Origin of the sequence: Marivirga tractuosa DSM 4126 (genome assembly GCF_000183425.1) — a bacterium.
GTDB lineage: Bacteria > Bacteroidota > Bacteroidia > Cytophagales > Cyclobacteriaceae > Marivirga > Marivirga tractuosa.
The window spans coordinates 1,380,212-1,401,091 of record NC_014759.1 but is presented as its reverse complement, the minus strand read 5'-3'; the positions used below and the strand labels follow the sequence as shown (position 1 = coordinate 1,401,091).

Annotated in this window: 25 protein-coding genes; 9 read left to right on the top strand and 16 right to left on the bottom strand. The window is 34.7% G+C overall.

Features of this window, described 5'->3' with window-relative positions; translation table 11 throughout:
* Positions 1-29 precede the first annotated feature (29 nt).
* From FTRAC_RS05700 to FTRAC_RS05690, 3 genes are all read left to right on the top strand, one after another.
* Positions 30-503 (top strand): Fur family transcriptional regulator, encoded by a 474-nt coding sequence (locus FTRAC_RS05700; protein ID WP_013453279.1) that lies wholly within the window; start codon positions 30-32, stop codon positions 501-503.
* A gap of 20 nt (positions 504-523) precedes the next feature.
* Positions 524-862 carry an STAS domain-containing protein gene (locus FTRAC_RS05695; protein ID WP_013453278.1) on the top strand — a complete coding sequence of 113 codons (339 nt, stop codon included), beginning with the start codon at positions 524-526 and terminating at the stop codon, positions 860-862.
* A gap of 89 nt (positions 863-951) precedes the next feature.
* Positions 952-2,223 carry an adenylosuccinate synthase gene (locus tag FTRAC_RS05690; RefSeq protein ID WP_041649565.1) on the top strand — a complete coding sequence of 424 codons (1,272 nt, stop codon included), beginning with the start codon at positions 952-954 and terminating at the stop codon, positions 2,221-2,223.
* A gap of 61 nt (positions 2,224-2,284) precedes the next feature.
* Here FTRAC_RS05690 and FTRAC_RS05685 read toward each other — a convergent pair whose 3' ends face one another.
* The 5 genes from FTRAC_RS05685 to FTRAC_RS05665 all read right to left on the bottom strand — a co-directional run bounded on the left by FTRAC_RS05685 (position 2,285) and on the right by FTRAC_RS05665 (position 6,218).
* Positions 2,285-2,875, bottom strand: a complete 591-nt coding sequence (locus FTRAC_RS05685; RefSeq protein WP_013453276.1) for a DUF6624 domain-containing protein — start codon at positions 2,873-2,875, stop codon at positions 2,285-2,287.
* An 84-nt stretch (positions 2,876-2,959) separates the two neighbouring features.
* On the bottom strand, positions 2,960-3,964 hold the full coding sequence (locus tag FTRAC_RS05680) for a ligase-associated DNA damage response exonuclease (RefSeq protein WP_013453275.1): 1,005 nt from the start codon (positions 3,962-3,964) through the stop codon (positions 2,960-2,962).
* Positions 3,965-3,983: 19 nt separating this feature from the next.
* On the bottom strand, positions 3,984-4,439 hold the full coding sequence (locus FTRAC_RS05675; RefSeq protein ID WP_013453274.1) for a MarR family winged helix-turn-helix transcriptional regulator: 456 nt from the start codon (positions 4,437-4,439) through the stop codon (positions 3,984-3,986).
* Positions 4,440-4,500: 61 nt separating this feature from the next.
* Positions 4,501-5,763 (bottom strand): chorismate-binding protein, encoded by a 1,263-nt coding sequence (locus tag FTRAC_RS05670; protein ID WP_013453273.1) that lies wholly within the window; start codon positions 5,761-5,763, stop codon positions 4,501-4,503.
* On the bottom strand, positions 5,724-6,218 hold the full coding sequence (locus FTRAC_RS05665) for a hotdog fold thioesterase (protein ID WP_013453272.1): 495 nt from the start codon (positions 6,216-6,218) through the stop codon (positions 5,724-5,726). Before FTRAC_RS05665 ends, FTRAC_RS05670 begins: the two co-directional genes overlap by 40 nt.
* Before the next feature lie 35 nt (positions 6,219-6,253).
* Between FTRAC_RS05665 and FTRAC_RS05660 the strand changes: the two genes are divergently transcribed.
* The 3 genes from FTRAC_RS05660 to FTRAC_RS05650 all read left to right on the top strand — a co-directional run bounded on the left by FTRAC_RS05660 (position 6,254) and on the right by FTRAC_RS05650 (position 7,493).
* Positions 6,254-6,874 carry a histidine phosphatase family protein gene (locus FTRAC_RS05660; protein ID WP_013453271.1) on the top strand — a complete coding sequence of 207 codons (621 nt, stop codon included), beginning with the start codon at positions 6,254-6,256 and terminating at the stop codon, positions 6,872-6,874.
* A 101-nt stretch (positions 6,875-6,975) separates the two neighbouring features.
* On the top strand, positions 6,976-7,212 hold the full coding sequence (locus FTRAC_RS05655; RefSeq protein ID WP_013453270.1) for a hypothetical protein: 237 nt from the start codon (positions 6,976-6,978) through the stop codon (positions 7,210-7,212).
* Positions 7,194-7,493, top strand: a complete 300-nt coding sequence (locus FTRAC_RS05650; RefSeq protein ID WP_013453269.1) for a type II toxin-antitoxin system RelE/ParE family toxin — start codon at positions 7,194-7,196, stop codon at positions 7,491-7,493. Before FTRAC_RS05655 ends, FTRAC_RS05650 begins: the two co-directional genes overlap by 19 nt.
* On the opposite strand, the gene FTRAC_RS05645 is transcribed toward FTRAC_RS05650, so the two are convergent.
* Together FTRAC_RS05645 and FTRAC_RS05640 are read right to left on the bottom strand one after the other, a co-directional pair.
* Positions 7,490-8,830 (bottom strand): short-chain fatty acid transporter, encoded by a 1,341-nt coding sequence (locus FTRAC_RS05645; protein ID WP_013453268.1) that lies wholly within the window; start codon positions 8,828-8,830, stop codon positions 7,490-7,492. The two genes, FTRAC_RS05650 and FTRAC_RS05645, sit on opposite strands and share 4 nt — an antisense overlap.
* Before the next feature lie 60 nt (positions 8,831-8,890).
* The gene (locus tag FTRAC_RS05640; protein ID WP_013453267.1) at positions 8,891-9,895 is read right to left on the bottom strand and encodes an acyl-CoA reductase; all 1,005 of its coding nucleotides are present in this window, start codon (positions 9,893-9,895) and stop codon (positions 8,891-8,893) included.
* Between the two features lie 145 nt (positions 9,896-10,040).
* Between FTRAC_RS05640 and FTRAC_RS05635 the strand changes: the two genes are divergently transcribed.
* The 3 genes from FTRAC_RS05635 to FTRAC_RS05625 all read left to right on the top strand — a co-directional run bounded on the left by FTRAC_RS05635 (position 10,041) and on the right by FTRAC_RS05625 (position 11,878).
* Positions 10,041-10,439, top strand: coding sequence for a transposase (locus FTRAC_RS05635; protein ID WP_013452759.1), 399 nt, complete (start codon positions 10,041-10,043; stop codon positions 10,437-10,439).
* An 8-nt stretch (positions 10,440-10,447) separates the two neighbouring features.
* A complete protein-coding gene (locus FTRAC_RS05630; protein ID WP_013452758.1) occupies positions 10,448-11,284 on the top strand; it encodes an IS3 family transposase in 837 nt (278 codons plus the stop codon).
* A gap of 150 nt (positions 11,285-11,434) precedes the next feature.
* A complete protein-coding gene (locus FTRAC_RS05625) occupies positions 11,435-11,878 on the top strand; it encodes an OsmC family protein (protein WP_013453266.1) in 444 nt (147 codons plus the stop codon).
* Between the two features lie 38 nt (positions 11,879-11,916).
* On the opposite strand, the gene FTRAC_RS05620 is transcribed toward FTRAC_RS05625, so the two are convergent.
* The 9 genes from FTRAC_RS05620 to FTRAC_RS05580 all read right to left on the bottom strand — a co-directional run bounded on the left by FTRAC_RS05620 (position 11,917) and on the right by FTRAC_RS05580 (position 20,768).
* Positions 11,917-12,588, bottom strand: coding sequence for a KdsC family phosphatase (locus tag FTRAC_RS05620; RefSeq protein WP_013453265.1), 672 nt, complete (start codon positions 12,586-12,588; stop codon positions 11,917-11,919).
* Positions 12,589-12,666: 78 nt separating this feature from the next.
* The gene (locus FTRAC_RS05615; RefSeq protein ID WP_013453264.1) at positions 12,667-13,500 is read right to left on the bottom strand and encodes a shikimate dehydrogenase family protein; all 834 of its coding nucleotides are present in this window, start codon (positions 13,498-13,500) and stop codon (positions 12,667-12,669) included.
* Between the two features lie 10 nt (positions 13,501-13,510).
* Positions 13,511-14,326, bottom strand: a complete 816-nt coding sequence (locus tag FTRAC_RS05610) for an ATP-grasp domain-containing protein (protein WP_013453263.1) — start codon at positions 14,324-14,326, stop codon at positions 13,511-13,513.
* A 40-nt stretch (positions 14,327-14,366) separates the two neighbouring features.
* Positions 14,367-16,871: a DUF5686 and carboxypeptidase regulatory-like domain-containing protein gene (locus tag FTRAC_RS05605; protein ID WP_013453262.1), complete on the bottom strand. Its 2,505-nt coding sequence runs from the start codon at positions 16,869-16,871 to the stop codon at positions 14,367-14,369.
* Between the two features lie 180 nt (positions 16,872-17,051).
* A complete protein-coding gene (locus tag FTRAC_RS05600; protein WP_013453261.1) occupies positions 17,052-18,305 on the bottom strand; it encodes a hypothetical protein in 1,254 nt (417 codons plus the stop codon).
* 212 nt (positions 18,306-18,517) lie between these two features.
* Positions 18,518-19,291, bottom strand: coding sequence for an anti-sigma factor family protein (locus FTRAC_RS05595; protein ID WP_013453260.1), 774 nt, complete (start codon positions 19,289-19,291; stop codon positions 18,518-18,520).
* Positions 19,281-19,883, bottom strand: a complete 603-nt coding sequence (locus FTRAC_RS05590) for an RNA polymerase sigma factor (RefSeq protein ID WP_185094436.1) — start codon at positions 19,881-19,883, stop codon at positions 19,281-19,283. Before FTRAC_RS05590 ends, FTRAC_RS05595 begins: the two co-directional genes overlap by 11 nt.
* Before the next feature lie 117 nt (positions 19,884-20,000).
* Positions 20,001-20,471 (bottom strand): OsmC family protein, encoded by a 471-nt coding sequence (locus FTRAC_RS05585; RefSeq protein ID WP_013453258.1) that lies wholly within the window; start codon positions 20,469-20,471, stop codon positions 20,001-20,003.
* 12 nt (positions 20,472-20,483) lie between these two features.
* Entirely contained in the window at positions 20,484-20,768 is a 285-nt protein-coding gene (locus tag FTRAC_RS05580) for a YciI-like protein (RefSeq protein ID WP_013453257.1), read from the bottom strand.
* Positions 20,769-20,880 lie beyond the last annotated feature (112 nt).

Here is a 20,880-nt window from a genome sequence, read left to right as displayed (position 1 = left end):
TGCGACTGAAGAAGGGAGATGAATAAATTATGGCATTGAACGAGAAGGTTTATAAGGAAGTAAAACAAATTTTCACGGCTTATTTAGAAAATAAAGGATTGAGAAAAACGCCCGAGCGTTATGCAATCCTTGAAGAGATTTATACTCGAACTGGTCATTTTGATGTGGAATCACTCTACATCAGTATGAAGAATAAAAATTATAGAGTAAGCCGTGCTACTGTTTATAATACTTTGGATTTATTGGTAGAATGTGATTTGGTAAGCAAGCACCAATTCGGTAGAAACTTAGCTCAATACGAAAAGTCTTATGGTTATAAGCAACATGATCATGTTATCTGTGCGGAGTGTCATAAGGTAGTAGAGTTTTGTGATCCGAGAATCCAAAACATTAAAACCATGATAGGAGATTTACTGAATTTCAAAATCATGCATCATTCCTTAAATTTATACGGGATTTGCGGGGATTGCCAAGCAAAGCAAAAAGCCGAAGAGCAGGAATAATTTTTTAATTAAAAGATAAAATGGATTACAAGAAAGAAGTCGTTGATAATATTCTAAACTTAGAAATTTCAGGAGACCTTATAGGAGAAAATAACGGACCAGGATTGGTTGAATTATTGAATGACCATATTAATAAAGGTATCACAAAATGTATTATTGACATATCTGGTGTTCGATACATGAACAGTAGCGGGATTGGAGTTTTAATTACCATTTTAACTAAATTGAGAAATAAGGACGGAGAGGTTGTGTTAATAAACCCATCTGAACAAGTGAAAAAATTATTGGTGATCACCAAGCTTAATAATATTTTCACCATCTACGACACTAAAGAAGAGGCAATTGCGAGCTTGAAATAAGTGGTAGAAGTACTAGAAATAATTAATTCATAAATTTATCAGATTCAGTCTTTATCCTTAAGGGCTGTCATAATTTAAAATCATAAAAAATGAAAATGGATGTTTTGTTGGGTTTGCAATGGGGGGATGAAGGAAAAGGTAAAGTAGTAGATGTTTTAGCGCCCAAATACAATACAGTGGCTAGATTTCAAGGTGGTCCAAATGCTGGTCATACTTTAGAATTTGATGGTATTAAACATGTGTTGCATCAAATCCCTAGTGGAATATTTAGAAGCTCTATAAAAAATGTAATTGGAAATGGAGTGGTTCTAGACCCTGTTATTTTCAGAAATGAAATCAAAAAATTAGACCCATTTAACATCAATTTCAAGGATAATCTTTGGATTTCCAATAAAGCCCAATTGATTTTGCCGACCCACCGACTTTTGGATGCGGCCTATGAAAAATCTAAAGGAAATGAAAAAATTGGCTCAACATTGAAAGGGATAGGCCCGACTTACCAAGATAAAGTAGCCAGACTAGGATTAAGAGTAGGAGATATTTTCTATCCAAATTTCCCTGAGAAGTATAAGAAATTAGTGGACATTCATAAAATGACACTTGATTTTTATCAGTATAATTATGATGAACTAGAAGAAGCTGAAAAAACATTTTTTGAAGCCTTGGAATATTTGAAAACATTCAATGTTAGTTCTACAGAGTACCTTATCAATAATGAATTGAAAGAAGGAAAATCTGTTTTGGCTGAAGGTGCTCAAGGTTCTTTATTAGATGTCGATTTTGGAAGTTATCCTTTTGTGACAAGTTCCAATACGATGACTGCCGGAGTTTGCACAGGTTTAGGTGTAGCACCTAATAGTATTAGTAAAGTCTATGGTATATTCAAGGCCTATTGCACTAGAGTAGGGGGTGGCCCTTTTCCGACCGAGCTATTTGACGAGGACGGAACAGAATTGCAAAAAGTAGGAAATGAATTTGGCGCCACTACTGGTCGCCCACGAAGATGCGGATGGTTAGATATCCCAGCCTTGAAATATGTGGTGATGATCAATGGGGTCACAGAATTATTTATGATGAAAGCAGATGTGTTATCTGGTTTTAAAAAAATAAAAGTGTGTACTCAATATGAATTGGAAGATGGTACCACAACGGATGAATTCCCCTACGATATAGTGGATTCAGAAGTGAAACCTATCTACGAAGAATTGGAAGGTTGGAATTGCAGCTTGGATGATATTAATTCTTTTGATGCAATGCCACAGCCATTGAAAGACTATATATTCTACATAGAAGAGAAATTAGGAGTACCAATTAATTTGGTTTCTGTTGGGCCAGATAGGACACAGACAATCTTGAAATAAATTTTAAGATTTAAGAATAGATAAGGAAGCTAAGTGCTTGATTTTCTGTTTTTACTTGAATTTACTGATGCAAAGCAATATTATTTTGCTTTGCATACTTTTCAATTTTAGGTAATCCCATTTTTCTTCGTCTTTTATTTATATTTTCAAAATCTTCAATTTTATTAAATCGGAAAGAAGAAGATTCTTCATCAAAGTAATATTGCGTCCCATAAATTTGTGGCAAATCATTTCTGACTCTAAGTCTATCCCTATAAAGTGCGTATTTACTTTTTTCAATTTTATTATTGTGGTAGGCTTGTTCTATTATTTCTTTAAAACTTTCCATTTCTTCTGTTGAGGAGTGCTGAATAGCTAAGAACAAGCCCATATTAGCAAGTTCCCCTATTTCTTTTTTGCTTTTCCAGCCATATTCATTCAAAAATAGAGTCACTTTATTTAGCAAGGTTGAATCAAGGATTTTTATTTCATTGATCAATTCTTGATTTTTCATTTCAGGATTTACTTGTTGCCTTAGTTTCAGTGATTGGATTGTGAGGTCCTCTATAGTTTTTGCTTCTTTTTTTAAATCAGTTTTAGATTGATTCTGGGAATAAGAAGGAATTGAAACAATGAATAAAACAGAAATGGTGAGGACTAGGTGTTTTTTCATTTATGAAAGTTGGTTAAAAGTTTGTAGACTTAAGAACGAAACTAGAAAAGCATTAGGTATGCTCAAAGTAAATTATTACAAACTTCACAACTCACTATCCAAACTCTCACCCTCAAATTGGGTATCTAAGCTGATAGCATTTAAGCCTTGTTCCTGCAAGTATTTCGTAAATACATTAGAATAGCCATGGGTGGAATAAATAGTTTCCGCTTCGGATAATTTCACAGCTTCCAAGAGACCATTCCAATCGGCATGATCGGAAAGCACAAAGCCACGGTCTGCTGCTTTTCTTCTTCTGGTTCCTCTTAGCATCATCCAGCCAGAGGCAATTCCAGTACTGTAAGGTGCTAATTTTTTCATCCAAGTTGTACCAATTGAAGCAGGTGTGGCAATGACTAAATTTCCCTGATACTCCTTCTTAGGAATATCATTGGTGATTTTTGTGGTCTCAGGTAAATCTAAGCCTGTTTTTCTTAATGCTTCAGTTGCACTTTCTACAGCTCCATGAGTATAAATCTTGCCAATATTGGTATCTACATTTTTCATGATTCTTTGGGCTTTTCCTAAGGCATAGGCAAAAATCACAGAAGTTTTTCCATCTGCTTTATTCTTCTTCCACCAATGGTTGATTTCATTAAATGTTTCGGACTGTGGTTTCCACTGGTAAATAGGCAAACCAAAGGTGGTTTCGGTTACAAATTCATGGCAATTAATGGATTCAAAAGGAGTGGATAAGCCGTCATCTTCTAATTTATAATCCCCAGAAACGACTGCTATTTTTCCTTTATATTCTATTCTAATTTGTGCTGAACCCGGAATGTGCCCTGCAGGATGAAAGCTCACTTTTACTCCGTTTATGTTTATGCTTTCATCGTAGTTTATGGTTTCAATCTGAATATTTACTCCTAACCGTTGTCGCATAATGGTTTCGGAATGGAGATGAGCTAAATAATGCTGATGACCTGGACGAGAATGATCTGCATGAGCGTGTGTGATTAAGGCTTTTTTAACGGGTCGCCAAGGATCAATGTAAAATTCACCTTCAGGGCAATATATTCCATTATCTGTAAATTTAAGAAGAGAATGCATGTATGACTAACTTTAATAATTAGCCTTTGTTTTGGTTTACTTTTGAGATAATCCTAGAGAGTTCAGCTAGTTCGTCTAACGTTAAAACACCAAAAAAATCATCCATTTTTTTCTTTAGAATAGGTTCAATTTTTTCAATAAGGCTTATTCCCTCTTTATTGATCGAAATGGCAGAGTTTCTTTTATCATCTGCTTGACGTGATCTATTGATCAGTCTTTTTTCTACTAATCTCTGTACTATACGGGATATGTCTGGCACATTTTCTCGTAAATAACTTTTCACCTTGTTCAGATTCATTGGTTTAGATGAATTCTCATTCAGGATCGCAAGCACTTCGTATTGCTGACGTGTAATGCCAAATGTCTTCATTTCCTTAGAGATACTGTAGGACAATTTCTGTTGGCAGTTCAGTAGTATAGAAAATGTTTGACCTATTAATGGATTTGGATTATTGTTTTCAGTCCCGCTCTTCATTCCTTTGTTCGATTAATGTTAATTAATCTTCGATTAACTCATCAAAAGTAAGGATTAAATTCTATATTCCGAAAATTATGTTCGACAAAACTTTACATTTCATCTCAGTTTCTTCCCATTCTTTCTCTGCTTTTGAATCTTCTGTGATTCCAGCACCTGCATAAAAGACAACTGACTGGTTACTGATTTGACAGCATCGTAGATTTACAAATAAATGGCTTAATCCATCTAGATGGACAGGGCCCATGAAACCACTAAAGTACCCTCGGCTGTGTTTTTCTTCCTTTGAGAGGAAATTTAAAGCTGGTTCTTTGGGCATTCCACAAACAGCAGAGGTAGGATGCAATAGCTTTAACATAACTGAACCCAATTCTGGGAAATTAACAGATTCTGTATGGACTTTGAAAGTAGTTTTTAAATGCAGTAGATTACCAGCATGAATAGTCTTAGGACCGATTTCATCAAATTCCCTCAACCTTATTTTCTTAAAGCAATTGATTATATAACGTGAGATGTATGCTTGTTCCTCAATTTCTTTCTGTGTCCAAGTAGTTTCAGCTATACTTTTTTCAGACTTGGCTTGTGTTCCTGCCAAAGCCATGGTTTTGAAATATTCTCCTTTTTTATCTTCAATTAAAGTTTCAGGACTTGCGCCAAACCATAATCCTGTTTTTGAAGAATAAGTTAAATTGACAAATGCGTTAGGATACTTTTCACAAGCCTTAACAAAAGCCTGGCCTAAATTTATATCATTATTACTTCGAATGTTTTTGATTTTGGAAGGCACCACTTTGTAAAACTCTTCACTCTTGATGAGTTGAATTCCTTTCTCCACCATATCGATATAATCGGAAGCTAAAGTAGAGCTAAGCTGAGGATAGTTTTTTAAATGGGTAAAATCAAATGAAGAATTGGAATTTTCTATTTTCTCTTGAATACTGTCACTTGGAATCTTCTTCCAATCGAAAGACTCAGTTAGGTCATTTGAAGGAGCTTTGTCTTCTAGATCGATTTCACCTAAAATCTCTGCATCAAAATGCACGATTCTATCACTGCTTGTTTGAAAAGGGTGCAGCAAAAAACCAGAGGATAAGTCTTCTAAGTTAAAATCCTCTATATACTGACCTCCAGAGAGATCACAAAGAATTTGTAATTTCGAATCATTTGGTAATCTGTATATAGCAAGCGCTGCATTGTACTGTTGCGCAAATGATAAGAACTTATTAAGGTGTGCTTCAGCTGTTGGCTGAATATTGATTATGTTTTGAGTTGCTTTTTCCAAAATTATTTCTTCACTACTGCCATTGTAATACGACTTACACATATCAATTGTTCACGTTCATTCTTAATTTCTATGTGCCAAACCTGTGTGGTTCTCCCAATATGGACAGGTGTAGTTTTTCCATAAACCCATCCTTCTTTAATTCCACGAATGTGATTGGCATTAATGTCTAATCCTACACAATAGAATTTTTCTGGATCAACCATTAACATTGCAGCCACACTGCCCAAAGTTTCAGCTAAGACTACAGATGCACCACCATGCAATAGACCATAAGGTTGATGGGTTCTTTTATCAACTGGCATTTTGGCGATCAAATAGTTATCCCCAATTTCCGTAAAACTCATCCCTAAAACTTCAGAGATGGTGTTTATTCCTAATTTATTAAGTTCTTCTACACTTGGTTTTTGAAGAAATTTCCTTTCCATAGTACTTGCAGTGATTCTGTTTTGTAATTTCGAGCCGAAAATTACGGATTCACATTCAATTTTGAACATTTTTTCTACAAATTGATTGATTTTGGAAAATTGATATGGTAAAAGACATATACATAGTTCGTCACGGACAAACGGATTACAATCTCAGAGGAATAGTACAGGGCAGTGGCGTTGATGCTTCTTTGAATGACAATGGAAGAAAACAGGCTGAGGAGTTTTTTAAAGCTTACGGAGGCTTTCCTTTTGATAAATTATATATCTCGAATTTGAAAAGAACTCAAGAATCAGTGCAAGGATTTATTGATAAAGGACTGTCTTATGAGAAACTATCAGGCTTAAATGAAATCAGTTGGGGTACTCGTGAAGGGCAGCCATTCACTCCTGAAGAGAATAAGTATTATTACGCCATGTTGGAAAGATGGAAACAAGGTGAAACTTCTTTGCCTGTTGAAGGGGGTGAGTCTCCTGATCAGGTGGCTATGCGTCAGTTGGATGCTATGAAATACATTATGAGTAAACAGGAAGAGCGGAAAGTGTTGATTTGCATGCATGGCAGAGCTATGAGAATTTTATTGGCTCAGTTGTTCAATTATCCCCTTTCTGATATGGATATTTTCGAGCACTCGAATTTAGCTTTGTATCATATTAGAGCAACTAAGAATATGTTTCAGTTGGTGAAGTATAATGATAGGGGGCATTTGAGTGCTAGTATTTAAAGAATATTTTTTCTTGAAAGACAGGAATTATAACTACTTTTTATTTGTATCTATTTTGAATCAAATATTATTTCTAAATTTAGTATCTAAATATAATTAAGATGGATGAAGCTATTCAAATAAAGAACAATCTTATTTCCCGAATAAGGGACTCTAATGATTTAGATTTTTTAAAGGCACTTCAAACTATTTTTGAGAGCTCTGACAAATCTGTTTTTGAATTAAATGATCTACAAAAGGCTTCAATTGAAAAGGGTAGAAAAAATATCCATAATGGAGAATACATGGAAAATCATAAAGTAATTTCAGAATTGCAGGAATGGCTAAAAAAGAAATAATCTGGTCTAAAAATGCTTTGAATGAACTTCAAGATACATTAGATTTTTACAATGAAAGAAACGGAAACACAGATTATAGCTCAAAACTATTAGAGGAAATAGAAAGCTTATTAGAATTACTTTCTATCAATGAAATGCTTGGTAGAAAGACTACTGATAAAAATTCGAGAGTCCTAGTAAAGAAAGTTTATCTTATTTTTTACGAAATAAAGAAAGATAAGCTTGAAATTTTATCTTTTTGGGATAACCGCCAAAATCCAGTTAACAGATTAGAAAACTAAAAAACCAACAAGCCGCCAATAAAAATCAAACTACCTAAAATCAAAGCAAATAGACTGTAAGGCAGGATATCTTTAGCTTTCAATTGTGTTATCCCCAATAGAGGCAAGGCCCAAAATGGCTGCAGCATATTGGTAATCTGGTCGCCATAAGACAGTGCCATCACAATTTTGGGAATTGGAATGTTTAAAGCTTGTGCTGCTTCTACTACTATTGGGCCTTGAACTGCCCATTGTCCGCCACCAGAAGGGACAAAAAAGTTTACAAGACCAGCACTGAAAAAAGTTAAAATAGGAAATGAAGTTGAAGTAGAAATGGAAACAAAAAAATCCGATATTAAAATCACTAAGCCTGAATATTTCATGATGCCCATAATACCAGAATATAGAGGAAACTGAATCACAATTCCACTCACGCCCTGAATACCGGAATTCACAGCTGCCATAAATTTTGATAGGCTGCCATGCAATAAAATCCCAAAAGTAAGGAATAAGAAATTGACAAAATTCAAATCTATAAAAGCCTGATTGGATTGCCATTTATCTACTGCAAACAGGATTGCACTTAAGAGCATGACTCCTCCTAATACATAAGCTATCCAAGTCTTATTTTCACTGTCATTTGGTTGGATTTCTTCAACTTTCTCTTCTTTATGAGTTAGTATTAATTGATAATCAGAGTTTGATTTAAAATATTTTCCTACTAGGTAAAACAAAGCTGGCACAGCAATCAAAAGCACAAAACTGATAACGATATTCATAGTAGAAAATAGTGTTTCAGAAATACTGATTATGCCTACTTTATCTATTAAAAAATGCTTTGCTTCTGCCACTTTCAATGGTGCTGATGCTGAAAGTCCACCATGCCAAACCATCATGCCGGAATAACCTGCTGCCCCTAATATTCCGTAATTGAAGGCTTTGTTTTGAGCAGTGAAATTCTCTCCAATTCTTCTACTGAGAATGGCACCAAAAACTAGGCATAGCCCCCAGTTTAGAAAACTCATGATAATGGTGAAAAAACTAATTAAAAATCCTGCCTGTGCAGTGTTGTTGGGAATAGAAGCAATTTTGTGAATAATTCTGGAAAAGAAAGGCGTCAGGGCAAGCGTATGGCCTAAAAGTAGAATGAGTACCATTTGCATGGTAAAAGCCAATAACTCCCAAAATCCTGTTTGCCAATAACCTAAAATGCTTTGCGATTGCTTAAGTACATTCCCCTCTTGATCTGTAAATAGCAAAGCAAGAAAAAAGGTAATTCCGCTTAATAGAATTGCTATCACAAAAGGTGAAGGAAGAAATCGTTCGACTAGCTTGATATAGGATTTGGAAAAAGACATTCAGTAGTTTTCTTGAAAATTACACGCCTAGATCTAATTGTCCAAAAATGTAGCCTTCAATTAATTTAACTCTGAAAGAAATTGCAAAGTATCCACCCCATCCGCATAATCCCATAGCTCTGGTTGTTGTGCTTTTCCTGGTTCTATTTCAGCGCCCTGTTGCACTACGCATTGGATTTGCTCTTTTTGTTTTGAGAGCTTTTCTTCTAATTCCTCATCACTCTTGTAAAATTCATAAAACAATACTGAAATTGGAGAGACCAATGCTTCATCCTCTTTCATCAGGAAAAAGCCAGAATCTAAATGAGGTTCGTCATTTACTAAATAGATAGATTTATTGTAATCGTAATTATTTACCCATTTGTGATGATCTGCCACCCATTTAAAGTCTTCTAAGACCTTGATGAATGGAGAAAAATCAAATCCTTCTGGTACTAAAAGTTTGCTTACATTTCGGCATCCTAAACCGTAATATTGAAATATATCTTTACCCAAAGCTTGGATTTCCTCTTCAGTTTCCTTTCCTGTTAAAACGGCTACTGAGCTTCTGTTTTTTCGTATAATGTTAGGGTATTTGCCAAAATATTGCTCAAAATATCTTGCAGAATTATTACTTCCTGTAGCTATCACGCCATCGAAGCCACTGATAGTTTCTTGAGTCAGCTCGATTTTATTTTCAAAATCAGGTTCAATTTCCAATAGTAATTTGACGACTTCCTTTAAAAGGTAAGGGTCTTGAGAACTCAATTTTCCCAAAACCTTATGTCCTGAAATAAGTACAGATAAAAAATCATGGAAGCCCACGAGAGGGATGTTTCCAGCCATTATAATTGCTACTTTTTTATCGCTATTTTCAGCTAAATCATAATCAGATACCCATTTTTCTAACTTATCGGCATCTAGCATATTTCCCAAGGCTTTTACAGCATGCACCACATTTTCCCGGGTGAACCAATTATTATGGGCTGTGGCACGAAAATACCACTCATCTAATTCCTGCTCATTGAGAGTTCTTAATTGAGTGCCTAATTTTTTAAAGGCATCTAATCTTTGCTGTAAATGCATGAATCACTAAGGGTTTGAAAATTGAAATGCAAAATTAGGGTTTTTAGGTGAGAATTGAAATATTATGTTGGAAGTGTGAAGTAGGAAGTTGGAAGTCAGAAGCTTGTACGTCTCTGGTATAGGTTGACCATATAAGTCAATATATATGAAAGCGAAGGTAAAATTAATTGAGAAGTACCGTAAGTATTCGGAAGGCTTTAAAAAATCTATTGTCGATGATTTTGAAAGTGGTAAATTTAGTGTGAGCCAATTGGAGCGCATACACAAGATTTCTAATCAGAGTATCTATAAATGGATTTATAAATACTCGAACCATAATGAACGTGGTCAACGCATAGTAGAGATGAAAGACAGTAGTACAGAAAAATTGAAAGCTTTGGAGCAACGCATCAAGGAGTTAGAGCAAACAGTTGGTCAGAAGCAGATACAGATTGATTATTTTGAAAAGATGATTGATGTAGCCAAGACTGAATTAGATATCGACATCAAAAAAAACTCCAACACCCCACAATCGAGTGGTTCAGCAACAACCAGAAGAAAATAAACTTTTCCATGAACCAGTTGTATGAAACCATAGGCATTAGCAAGCAGGCTGTACATCAGTATGCAAAGCGTCAAGCTATCTTTGATAAGAAAGTAGCAGATTTAGTTATGGAGGCTGATCAGTTAAGAGAAGCCCATCCCGGTTGTGGGGTTGAGAAAATGTATGACACACTACGTCCTGATTTCATTGGAAGAGATCGCTTTGTATCTCTGTTCATGGCACTAGGCTACCGTTTAAAAGCTAAAAGAAATTACAGAAGGACTACTTATTCCTCAGATGTGTATTATCCTAACCTCATCAAAGGAATGAAGATAAAAGGTCCTTCTCTGATTTGGCAATCTGACATCACTTATATCCGCATAGGTGAAAAGTTTTATTATGCTGTATTTATCATTGATGTTTATACAAAGAAAATAGTCGGCTATCATGTAGGTGATCATATGCGAGCGACTGCCAATATTAAGGCGCTTAAAATGGCATTTAAAGATCATAAACCACCTAAGATCCATCATTCAGATCGAGGTAGCCAGTATATCTATCATCAGTATATTGATCTTCTAAGAAGTGAAAATTGTGAAATAAGTATGGCTAAAACTGCACAGGATAATGCTTATGCAGAGCGAATCAATCGAACAATCAAAAATGATTATATCGAATTATGGCAGCCCTCCAGCTTTGATGAGTTAAAAAGGAAAATGAAAAAAGCAGTACAGCACTACAATAATGTAAGACCACATAACCATATTGGAAAAATGAGTCCAGAAGAATTTGAGAAAAAATTGTTGATGAAAAGTACTTTTCATCAACAATCAATCACTATATTCAATAATGAAATAAATGTTTAAAAACGGTCAACTCTATTCAGGGAAGTGCAGCTAGAAGTTTTCTAAATACTAGATATTTGCTATTAGATACTGTCATTTTTAAAAACCTACCATGTAACATATATATTTAAGAGAGGTTTAAAGAATTAAACTAAAACTAAAAATTTAACTATGGCAATTAAGAGAAAAGTAACAGCAAATTGGAAAGGTACTGCAACAGATGGAAAAGGGCATTTAAGCAGTTCTAATAAGTTTTTTGACAATACTCCTTATTCTTTTAAAGGTAGATTTGAAAATGAAGATGGAACTTTAGGAACAAACCCAGAAGAATTGATAGCAGCTGCGCATTCGGGCTGTTATGCTATGGCATTAAGTGTAGCTATTTCACAAGCAGGTCATACACCTGATGAAATTGATGCTCAAGCGGAAGTAGTCCTAGATAAAGAAGGAGAGGGCTTTGCCATTAAAGAGATTAAATTGACCGTAAAAGGTAAGGTCAGTGGTTTGTCCGAAAAAGAATTTTTAGAAATGGCTGAAGGCGCAAAAAAAGGATGCCCTATTTCGAAAGCATTAAGTGCTGTGCCTATTTCATTGAATGCAAGCTTTGAATCATAATTCAAAAGGCATGGCTTAAGGTCATGCCTTCTTTTTTATTATTCCACTGGTTCATCTAATAAATAAAAGTCAATAAATTCTCTAACACAACCTTTTCCGCCCTTAGTATGTAAAACTAAATCCACGGTTTCTTTAACCCTTAAAACTGCATCAGCAGGACATGCAGAAAAACCTACTGCTTTCATGACCGCTAAGTCGTTGATGTCATCGCCTATAATGGCTACTTCAGATAATTTTATGTCTAGTTTTTCACACCAATCTAAAAGGATATCAATTTTAGGCTCGCTTCCTACATAAAGGTTTTTGATATTCAGCATTTCAGCACGGACTTTCACCATCTTGATTTTATGAGCGGAAGAAATAATACCCGTTTGAATACCAAATTTCTCCAGAGCCTTAATAGCCATTCCATCTTTGGCATTGTATTTTTTGAACTGATCGCCATTTTCAGTAAAGAACATTCCCGCATCAGTCATCACACCGTCCACATCCAAAATCAAAAGTTTAATGTCCTTAATTTTAGATTTATCAACAAACATTGGTCTGCAAAGCATATTTGCATAATCTAATTCATTTTCAGCACAAAAAAGTTTAAAATCACCGAGAGAAAGTTGATCAAATCTTTGAATGTTAAAACCATCTAAAAAATCAGCTATTGGCTTTTTTTCTCTGGCTAGATACGCTTCTATGTTTCTTTTCAGTAAATCCATTGGTGTTATTTATTCAAGTCCGTAAAAGTACTAATTCTTATCGGTTTTCTATTTTAGATGGTAAATACAATGAAAATGTTAGTCCTTAAGGTGCCACTTCTCTATTATTGCTTCCGCAGATATATCACCAATAAAAAGCTGATACTGTCGAATCAATTGGGCTTTATACATGGCACTGCCTGGAATGAATTCAATATTGTTTTCTTCGCAATAGCTTTTTAAGTAATTAGGTTTGTTATCCTTTTCGGGCATATTGTGACAGAAAAGCATTTTACAATTGTTTAGCAATTCGGAAAAGCCTTTTGCTTCTAAGAAATTAGGCTGAGATGAAATAGGAGTCGCATCTACTATTAGATCATAAGGTGCTGATATTTCATCATCTTCAATTCCTAAGTCCTCTTTTTTAGCTTTCACTTTTTCAGGATTTCTACCAGTCAGTTTGACTTTCAATCCCAATTCCTTCAAGATGTGGTAAGCTACACCCGATACTCCGCCATTTCCATATATCGCTGCTGTTTTAATGGAATGAGTAGTTGATTTCAAAGCATTTTCTAAAGCCGTTTTCAATCCGATCGCATCCGTATTGTATCCATAAAGTTTTCCATTTTCATTCACCACCGTATTCACTGCCAAAGTTTTTTTAGCAATCTCTTCCACTTCATCCAGAAAAGGGATAATCTTGGATTTTAGTCCGTCTTTACCTGTGACAGCACCGCCTCTTGAAATTCGTGAACGCAATAGATCAGCATAGTCTTTCGCTGCAATATCGTGCGGGAAAGTAAAATACACCAAATTCAAACCTAGCTTTTGCAAAGCAGTATTATGTTTTTCAATAGAGCTGGCACTTCCTGAGGTAGAGAAAATGAATTTTGACTCGGGCTTTAATGATACTTTAAATCCTTGTTCTGACATGCTGTTTTACTTAGAAAGTGATTTCCTTCAGTGCTGATACAAATTTGTTAATGAATCCATTTTTTGTTTTTTCACTTAACAAATCTAAAGATAAAAATGGGTTTAAATCTTCCAGTTCAACCAATAATAAGCTTCCATCTTTTAATTTACAGGCATCCACTCTTTGAATTCCTCTTTTCATATTGTTCCACTGGATAAATCTTTGGGCGAATTTCAAATCTTGTTCAGTGGCTTTATATGTTCTTAAATCCCATCTTTTACTTTTATCAGGTGCATATAATGCATATTGAAATTCATCATTTATGAAATAGAAAGAAACTTCATATTCGAAATCTATAAATGGCTGAATCAACTTGTCCTCAATTTTTGTGTTATTTATTTCTTCTTTACTGACTTTTTCCATTCCGATGGAATCAGCCCCATTTTTTAACTTAATGATGTATTGATCAGAATTAGGAAGTAAATGAAGTTTTTTTGTACTATCTACACTAGGGATTACTGGAAAATTGAGGTCAAATAAATCCAGCAAGTATTGCTTCCCTTTCATATCGGCTTTTCCATCAAATGAATTGAAAGTGGGAATTCCTTTTTGCTTTACGGTTTCCACAAATTCATCAAAATATTGCTGATAATAAGCAACAGGCCCTGTATTTCTGAAAACTATAAAATCAGATTTATCCAAAAAAGCCAAGGCTTGCTGAGGATTGCCAATTAAGATATTAAAATGCTGTTTCAACTGAGACGTGATGTATACATCTTCCTCATAGTAATTTCTGCCTTTTGCTGGGTAGTAAAGATCAGTTAAATATAACAAGGTAGAATTCATTTGCATCCGTTAATTAAAAAAGCAATTTCACTTATTAAATCTAGAAAGAAAGATTAATTAAAAAGCCACTCCTTTGAAAGTTATTCTCCTCGAAAGAAAAGGCATAATTAAACCTTATTGGAAAGTAGGAGGATGTTAAGCCAAAACCAATTTCAGAATATTGAGGGCTTTGTTCAGTTTTTAGGTAATTGGCGAAAAGATAGGATTTCAACCCAATTTTTTTCAAAAGTGGAATTCTACCTAAAATAGCCCCATCAAAATCATGATCAAAATTAGCCCCAATGAAATAATCTGAATTACTATATTGATAATAATCTAATAATTGATAGGCAAGGCCAAATTGTTTTTGGCTTTGATAAACAAATGTTCTATTACCCATAAAGTGGAAGTAGTCTATTGGCGTAATATTGCTTGAATTCAAAAATTGACCGTAACTCAAACTCAAAGCACTAAAGCCAAGGGAGTTAATAGACCATCTGTCTGAAACATTGGTCCATATTCTGCTGTACTCAGTATCCACTGCTCCAAAATCAAACCCAGTTTTGAATATCGGGTATTTTGAGGTTAGTGGTATTTTTCTTCCGTTGATCAAATTGTATTTACGTTTCGGCTGATAGCTTAATAATACATTCGCTTCCACTAAATCATTTTGCTGGAAATTCTGATATTCTCCTTGAATAAAAGCTTGATTGGGTGTGAAATCTCTAGCCTCTTCCTCTTCGTCATACCAATTAAAATTTGAATTATTTTGTAAAGGAGATCTTCTATTAAATGAAGTGCCCAATTGGATGTCCAATCCATTGATAAGTTCACGTTTCCATTTTAATGAGATATAATCCTTTTGAAAAAGCTTTTGGTAATTTAGCTTTTCAAAAACAGAATAAAACAAATTCCAATAATTAGAAATGGAAGGATTGCCTGAGATTTGTTCTACATAACTGCCTCCTTCAACTTTAATTTCACTAATATTTGCAGGATTTAATTCATAAGAAAATGCTCCCTTCGCATAAAAATTCTTACTGGCAAAACCGTACCTCACTGATCCATAGGCTGAATATTGATGATCATTTTTAAATTTATCTTCAAATGTCAATTCAGGTTTTAAAACTCCCCCCTCTACTGTATTGAATGTAAAAATACTGACATCCAATCCTAGCTTTTCATTAAGTTCCCATTGACCAGAATTCATTGCTCTTTGATATTTTTGAAAAAATGTAGATTCCTTCTCTCCTGCTAAACCTTGATAGATTGGGTCATTCTCAGATTTCTTAAATTCCCACGAATTATTATTAATGGCTCTATCAATTTTATATGCTTTTTTTTCATCCTCTGTCAGTTCTATTGGTCTGGTTGCCTCCCACCAAGATGGTGATTTAGCATAATCTGTTTTGTCGATTTTTCTGTTCAATTCTTCAGAATCCTCTGGTAGCAGAGCCTCTAAATCGTAATCATAGCAGATATTATGAAAATAGATTTCTGTTTTATTGCTACTCTGCTTTAAAATAAAGCTGGATGAAAAAGGCAGATAAGAATCCGTGTCACTATCTCGAATATATTGTGTGTTGATTTCTGCGTCACCTGTAATGCTTTTTAATTTTAGATGTGATTGGTGAACTCTCCAACCATTTTCTGAAATATATACTTCACCCCTAAAAACGGTCCTATTCGTGCCTCTGGGTATTAATTTGATTTTATGAATAGTTTGCCCTTGTTCTTCAAACGTACCAAGATAGTCATAATCGTAAAAGCTAAAAGCATCAGAAGCTATTGGTGAAACTATTCGATTTTGCACTATTTCGTTACCAACTGAAATGGGTCTATTTTGATAGAGATCAATAAAAATAGGATTGTTCTTACTGGCATTTACACTATCGCCAAGAACCAAGGAGGCTTCCAGCACTTGGGTTTTTTTATCGAATCTATGCTGATATATTTTATTAACAGATTCAGATAAATAAAAAATACCTTTTTGAGGGCTAAGCAATGTTCCGAAAAAATTAATGGACGAGGCTGAATTTGTTTCGGACTTACCAAATAGTTTAGTGTAAATATTGTAGCTTATTTCTTTATTTTCCTTTAGGTGTTTTTCTCGATTATCCTGTGCATTCCGAATAATTTCATAAGCCGGATTTTCAGCTTTTGCACTTACCTCAACAGCATTTAAGAGTACTTTTTCAATGCTAAGGGTTGGATTAATCTCTAATTTCTGATTTGCTTTCAAAGTAACTTCTCTCACTTCACTTTTATAGCCAATAAACTGATAGCTAACCATATAATTCCCTGGGTTGAGTTTTAAGGAATACTCACCATCATAGTTAGTGGAGGTTCCAATCGCTTTGCCTAAAATTACCACATTGGTATAAGGCATATTTTCGCCAGTTTCAGATTTTACTGTACCATAGATTTGAGCAGATTGGGCTAAAAGTGAATGATTTGATATGAGTAGAATTATGAAAGTAAATCCTATTGATGCACTCCCGAAAAAAGATTGAAAAGATTCTTTTCTTGCTATGGCTTGGTCATGGCCAAAGAAAAATTTATTCATACTGATAGTTTTATTTTTTATGGAATGTGAATATAGTGGATATTTTTTGCGGAATTAAAATTTGTAACAGGAAGATATATTTTTTTTGAATTACAGAAAAAACCACCGATCCAAATTATATTTTGGATCGGTGGTTTAAAATATTGTGCTGGTATCAGCTATAGTAATTAGATCATTTAATTATTGCAAATCACCTTTTAAGACTTTTATATTTTTTGCTGCTTGATTTTCATTTAATTTACCCGCATTCAATTCATTTAGAGTCTTGCCCTTCACCTGCAATTCAAGCGTTTCAGGGATTTTGCATCCTTTACATTTAGTAATTCCAACTTTGAAGATTAACTGCTCATTGTCAGCAAGGCTTTTTATATTTTTGCCATATTCAATGATATTGTTTTTGAGTTCCTCTTCAAATTTAGGGTAGAGGCTCTTAATTAATTCGTCCCGTTCTTCTTGCGATATGTTTTCCTTGTCTTGGGTTGGTATTTTCCAACCTTCATTTTCTGCTCTGATTGAAGAAACCATGTCCATGTAGAATATAATTCCTAAGCCGTCTATTTGCTCATGAGGCATTCCTCCGTTTAAATAGTAAGTGTCAGACAAATCACGAGCATATAACCTTTTTAAAATGGTTTGAAATAGAGTAATGTCCTTTTCTAGTGGTTTTACTTCCTTTTTCTCATTCACCACGATTCGACTTTTAGCTTCTTCTCTATCAATTTCCCCTTTCTGGAATGCTTTTAGATCTTTCACTTTGGCCTCTACTGATAATCTATTGATTTTCAAGTGTTCCACTCTTCCGGCATCTCTATAGAACCTTATATCTTGGCCTTTTTCCATGACCAAAATTTTATCTGAGTCTTTTAATTGACTGATGAGATGACCGTAGTCCAAAAGAAAATCGATAACATTATCTGTATTTTCAGCTGCCTTTTCTTCTCTCATGCTATCCATTTGGTGGATTTTGACTTGAGCTCTTTCCATGGCTACAGCCACTCTCTTTTCCAATTCCGCCTGTCTCTTACTTAATTCTTCTTTTCTTTCAGCTCTTTCTCGTTCCAATTCAGCTCTTTCTTCTGCCTCTAGCTCTTCTTCATCAATATCAATTTGAATGTCTTCAATTATTTCGTAGCTCTTGGCAATAGCATTAGAGATATCAGGCATCGGGGGCATGGGTGGCATCTCAGCTGGAAAACCGAATGCAAAAGCGTGATTTTTAGGTAAGGATAAAATCACACCATATCCTTCGATGTATTGGGTTTGCTTATCTCTGCTATCACTACTCCAATGAATCGATCTATTTTCATTTACCAAACTGTTTAAAACGGTTTGGGCTACTTTTAAATCTTTATCCATCTTTTGGTTATCAATTCCTTGAGCCAAAACACTCCCTGCTACAAGGCATAATGCTATTATTAAACTATATTTTTTCATTGTTCTTTTATTTTAAGTTTTTTACTGGCGCAAGCGTCCGCTTGTGCTTTGATTTTATATTCTTAATCTTTTTTCCTTTCCGCCAGCTGTCGAAAAGGAAATTTGTTCAATTGTTTTACTGACGCAATCTTTTAGAAAGGTCCAAGCGGACGCGAACCAGTGGGAAAGAGGCTGCAATAGCGCAAGCGTCCGCTTGTGATAGCTTTACATATTTAATAAGCCCATTCTTCCTGTTGATTACTTGCCAAACTATTAATCATTTGTCCTGTTTCTATTTTAAATAAGTCCTTATCTGATTCCATCAACTCCATTTTTGCGAAGAGATAATCCATATCTTCTTTACGTTGTTGGTCAATGTATTCAGCAAAATTTGTCAGTAGGTTTTCTGTATAAATTTGCTGTTGTTCATTGCTTTTGTGCCAATAGGCTTGCATCATTTCCACATTATTTTCTTGCAAACCAGTTAGATAATTATTAATCAGTTGCTTATTTTGCTTGCTTTGCTGAGTAAGATAACTTTCCAATTCCTGCTTATCTTCTTTTCTTTCAGCATCCAACTTTTGCTCATAATTGGCCAAAGCAGTATTTACCATCTGTTCAATTTCTGCTTTTCCTGCTTGTTGATCAGGATTGATTTCTTGTCCGAAAGCTATTCTAAATTCACCTTTTTGATTACTGATTTCCAAACCGGTAAACTTTGCTGCTACCATCAAAATCAATAGTGAGGCCGCAACAGAAAGGAACCATTTGAATCCTGTTTGGCTATTATTCCTTTCAGGGTTATTATGAATATTGATAAAGGGAGGTGCACTGACTTCTTCATCTTCCCAATTTCCCAATATATTTTTACCACTTTGAAAAGCTTCTAGTTCTTCTTTTAACTCAGGGTTCTGAGCCATCTCCTCCTCAAAAGCTTTTCTTTCTTCAGGATTTAACTCATTATAGAGATAATCCATCATTTTCGCTTTCCAATCTTCAGTTTTCATATTGTAAACTTTTTTCAGTAATGTTTTCTTTTGCTAATAGTTTCCTCATGTGAGAAAATGCATAGTACAATCTTGATTTAACCGTGTTTTCAGAAGTATTCAACGCCTCTGCAATTTCTCTAAATTTCAAACCTTCATACTCTTTCATAATCAATACTTCCCGCTGATCTTTGCTGAGTTGCTGAAGACATTTCGTCAAAATATCTCCTAGCTCTCCTTGCAAATAGCTTTGCTCAGGATTACTTTCTCCCGGTTTTGAAATTTCCCAAGCTGGGCTACTTTCTTCCTCTTGTTTGGGTAGTAACTGATCAAAACTGAGCCATCTATGTCTTTTGCCTTTTCTACTTTCTTGCCTGCAAATATTAGTGACAATAGTGTAAATCCAGGGTTTGAACTTATCACATTCTTTTAATTGCCCAATCTTATGATGCATGGCTATAAAAGTCTGCTGTGCTGCCTCATTAGCCAAATCAGCTTCACCAAAATATTTGAATGCATAATTGTAGATACGCGGGTACCATTCCCTTACCAACTCCCCTTGAGCGTAAGTGTCTCCAGTCTGAGCTTGTGATATTAAATCTTCTTTTTGCACCGCATACATCGCATTTAATTCAATTTATGACTTATTTGAATCTATGATGATGGGAGTTGCAAAAAAGTTTTAAATCTTGAGACTTTTTTTTTAGAGGTTGAAATTTTAAGTGATAATTCAATCTGCGAGCTTGATAGTAGGGTCGTGTTGAATAGGAAAGTTACAGGAATTGGCAATGAAGCAATACTCATTTGCTTTTTGATGAAGCGATTCAGCTAATTCAATTTTATCTTTTTCTAATATAATGACTTCAGGATGTAAAATGGCTCCAGTGAAATGACCTTTCCCTTGACTATCCTCTTGCATTGTTGCGCTCGCTTTATCTTGATAATCAATTACCGTGATTTTATTGACAGCACATAAATGCAGATACCACAGCATATGACAAGAGGAGATTGAAGCTAAAAACACGTCTTCAGGATTATGGAGGGAAGCATCTCCTCTAAATCCGGGGTCTGCGCTACCTTTTAGTGTAGGTTTATTTTCGATAATAATATCATAAGATCTTTCGTAGGAAGTATAGGATTTAGTTCCTTTTCCAGTATTTCCTGTCCATTTTAAAAGGGATTGGTAGTGGTGGTCTTTCATAAGTTTAAGCTATTAAAAATTTTGACCAACCACTACCGTCCAAGGTCTTACTTCCCAGCTTTTGATTAAGCCGTTTTTTACATAAGGATCACTATTGGCAAAATCTTCTGCTATTTTAGGACTTTCCCCTTTAAAAATCAAAACTGCTCCATCAGCCGGTTCTGCCATGGCACCGGCCATAACTAAGCTACCATTTTGATGAGCATCCTCAGCTATTTTTAAATGTTCGGAGCGATAGGGATCTCTTTTTTCAACATAATTTTCAATGGTTTTGTAAAATAGGAGGTAGTAGTTCATAGTTTTAAGTTAAAATTTCGAGAAATATAAATTTAAGTAAAATCTAATTATGGTTTAAGATTGAACTTTCATTTTTAGATTTTTAGTAAATTGAACTACTTTTTAAATTAAT

Coding starts and splice junctions, on each gene's coding strand:
- FTRAC_RS05700 (WP_013453279.1), top strand. CDS start 30: ATGGCATTGAACGAGAAGGTTTATAAGGAAGTAAAACAAATTTTCACG.
- FTRAC_RS05695 (WP_013453278.1), top strand. CDS start 524: ATGGATTACAAGAAAGAAGTCGTTGATAATATTCTAAACTTAGAAATT.
- FTRAC_RS05690 (WP_041649565.1), top strand. CDS start 952: ATGAAAATGGATGTTTTGTTGGGTTTGCAATGGGGGGATGAAGGAAAA.
- FTRAC_RS05685 (WP_013453276.1), bottom strand. CDS start 2,875: ATGAAAAAACACCTAGTCCTCACCATTTCTGTTTTATTCATTGTTTCA.
- FTRAC_RS05680 (WP_013453275.1), bottom strand. CDS start 3,964: ATGCATTCTCTTCTTAAATTTACAGATAATGGAATATATTGCCCTGAA.
- FTRAC_RS05675 (WP_013453274.1), bottom strand. CDS start 4,439: ATGAAGAGCGGGACTGAAAACAATAATCCAAATCCATTAATAGGTCAA.
- FTRAC_RS05670 (WP_013453273.1), bottom strand. CDS start 5,763: ATGTGTAAGTCGTATTACAATGGCAGTAGTGAAGAAATAATTTTGGAA.
- FTRAC_RS05665 (WP_013453272.1), bottom strand. CDS start 6,218: ATGTTCAAAATTGAATGTGAATCCGTAATTTTCGGCTCGAAATTACAA.
- FTRAC_RS05660 (WP_013453271.1), top strand. CDS start 6,254: ATGGTAAAAGACATATACATAGTTCGTCACGGACAAACGGATTACAAT.
- FTRAC_RS05655 (WP_013453270.1), top strand. CDS start 6,976: ATGGATGAAGCTATTCAAATAAAGAACAATCTTATTTCCCGAATAAGG.
- FTRAC_RS05650 (WP_013453269.1), top strand. CDS start 7,194: ATGGCTAAAAAAGAAATAATCTGGTCTAAAAATGCTTTGAATGAACTT.
- FTRAC_RS05645 (WP_013453268.1), bottom strand. CDS start 8,830: ATGTCTTTTTCCAAATCCTATATCAAGCTAGTCGAACGATTTCTTCCT.
- FTRAC_RS05640 (WP_013453267.1), bottom strand. CDS start 9,895: ATGCATTTACAGCAAAGATTAGATGCCTTTAAAAAATTAGGCACTCAA.
- FTRAC_RS05635 (WP_013452759.1), top strand. CDS start 10,041: ATGAAAGCGAAGGTAAAATTAATTGAGAAGTACCGTAAGTATTCGGAA.
- FTRAC_RS05630 (WP_013452758.1), top strand. CDS start 10,448: ATGAACCAGTTGTATGAAACCATAGGCATTAGCAAGCAGGCTGTACAT.
- FTRAC_RS05625 (WP_013453266.1), top strand. CDS start 11,435: ATGGCAATTAAGAGAAAAGTAACAGCAAATTGGAAAGGTACTGCAACA.
- FTRAC_RS05620 (WP_013453265.1), bottom strand. CDS start 12,588: ATGGATTTACTGAAAAGAAACATAGAAGCGTATCTAGCCAGAGAAAAA.
- FTRAC_RS05615 (WP_013453264.1), bottom strand. CDS start 13,500: ATGTCAGAACAAGGATTTAAAGTATCATTAAAGCCCGAGTCAAAATTC.
- FTRAC_RS05610 (WP_013453263.1), bottom strand. CDS start 14,326: ATGAATTCTACCTTGTTATATTTAACTGATCTTTACTACCCAGCAAAA.
- FTRAC_RS05605 (WP_013453262.1), bottom strand. CDS start 16,871: ATGAATAAATTTTTCTTTGGCCATGACCAAGCCATAGCAAGAAAAGAA.
- FTRAC_RS05600 (WP_013453261.1), bottom strand. CDS start 18,305: ATGAAAAAATATAGTTTAATAATAGCATTATGCCTTGTAGCAGGGAGT.
- FTRAC_RS05595 (WP_013453260.1), bottom strand. CDS start 19,291: ATGAAAACTGAAGATTGGAAAGCGAAAATGATGGATTATCTCTATAAT.
- FTRAC_RS05585 (WP_013453258.1), bottom strand. CDS start 20,471: ATGAAAGACCACCACTACCAATCCCTTTTAAAATGGACAGGAAATACT.
- FTRAC_RS05580 (WP_013453257.1), bottom strand. CDS start 20,768: ATGAACTACTACCTCCTATTTTACAAAACCATTGAAAATTATGTTGAA.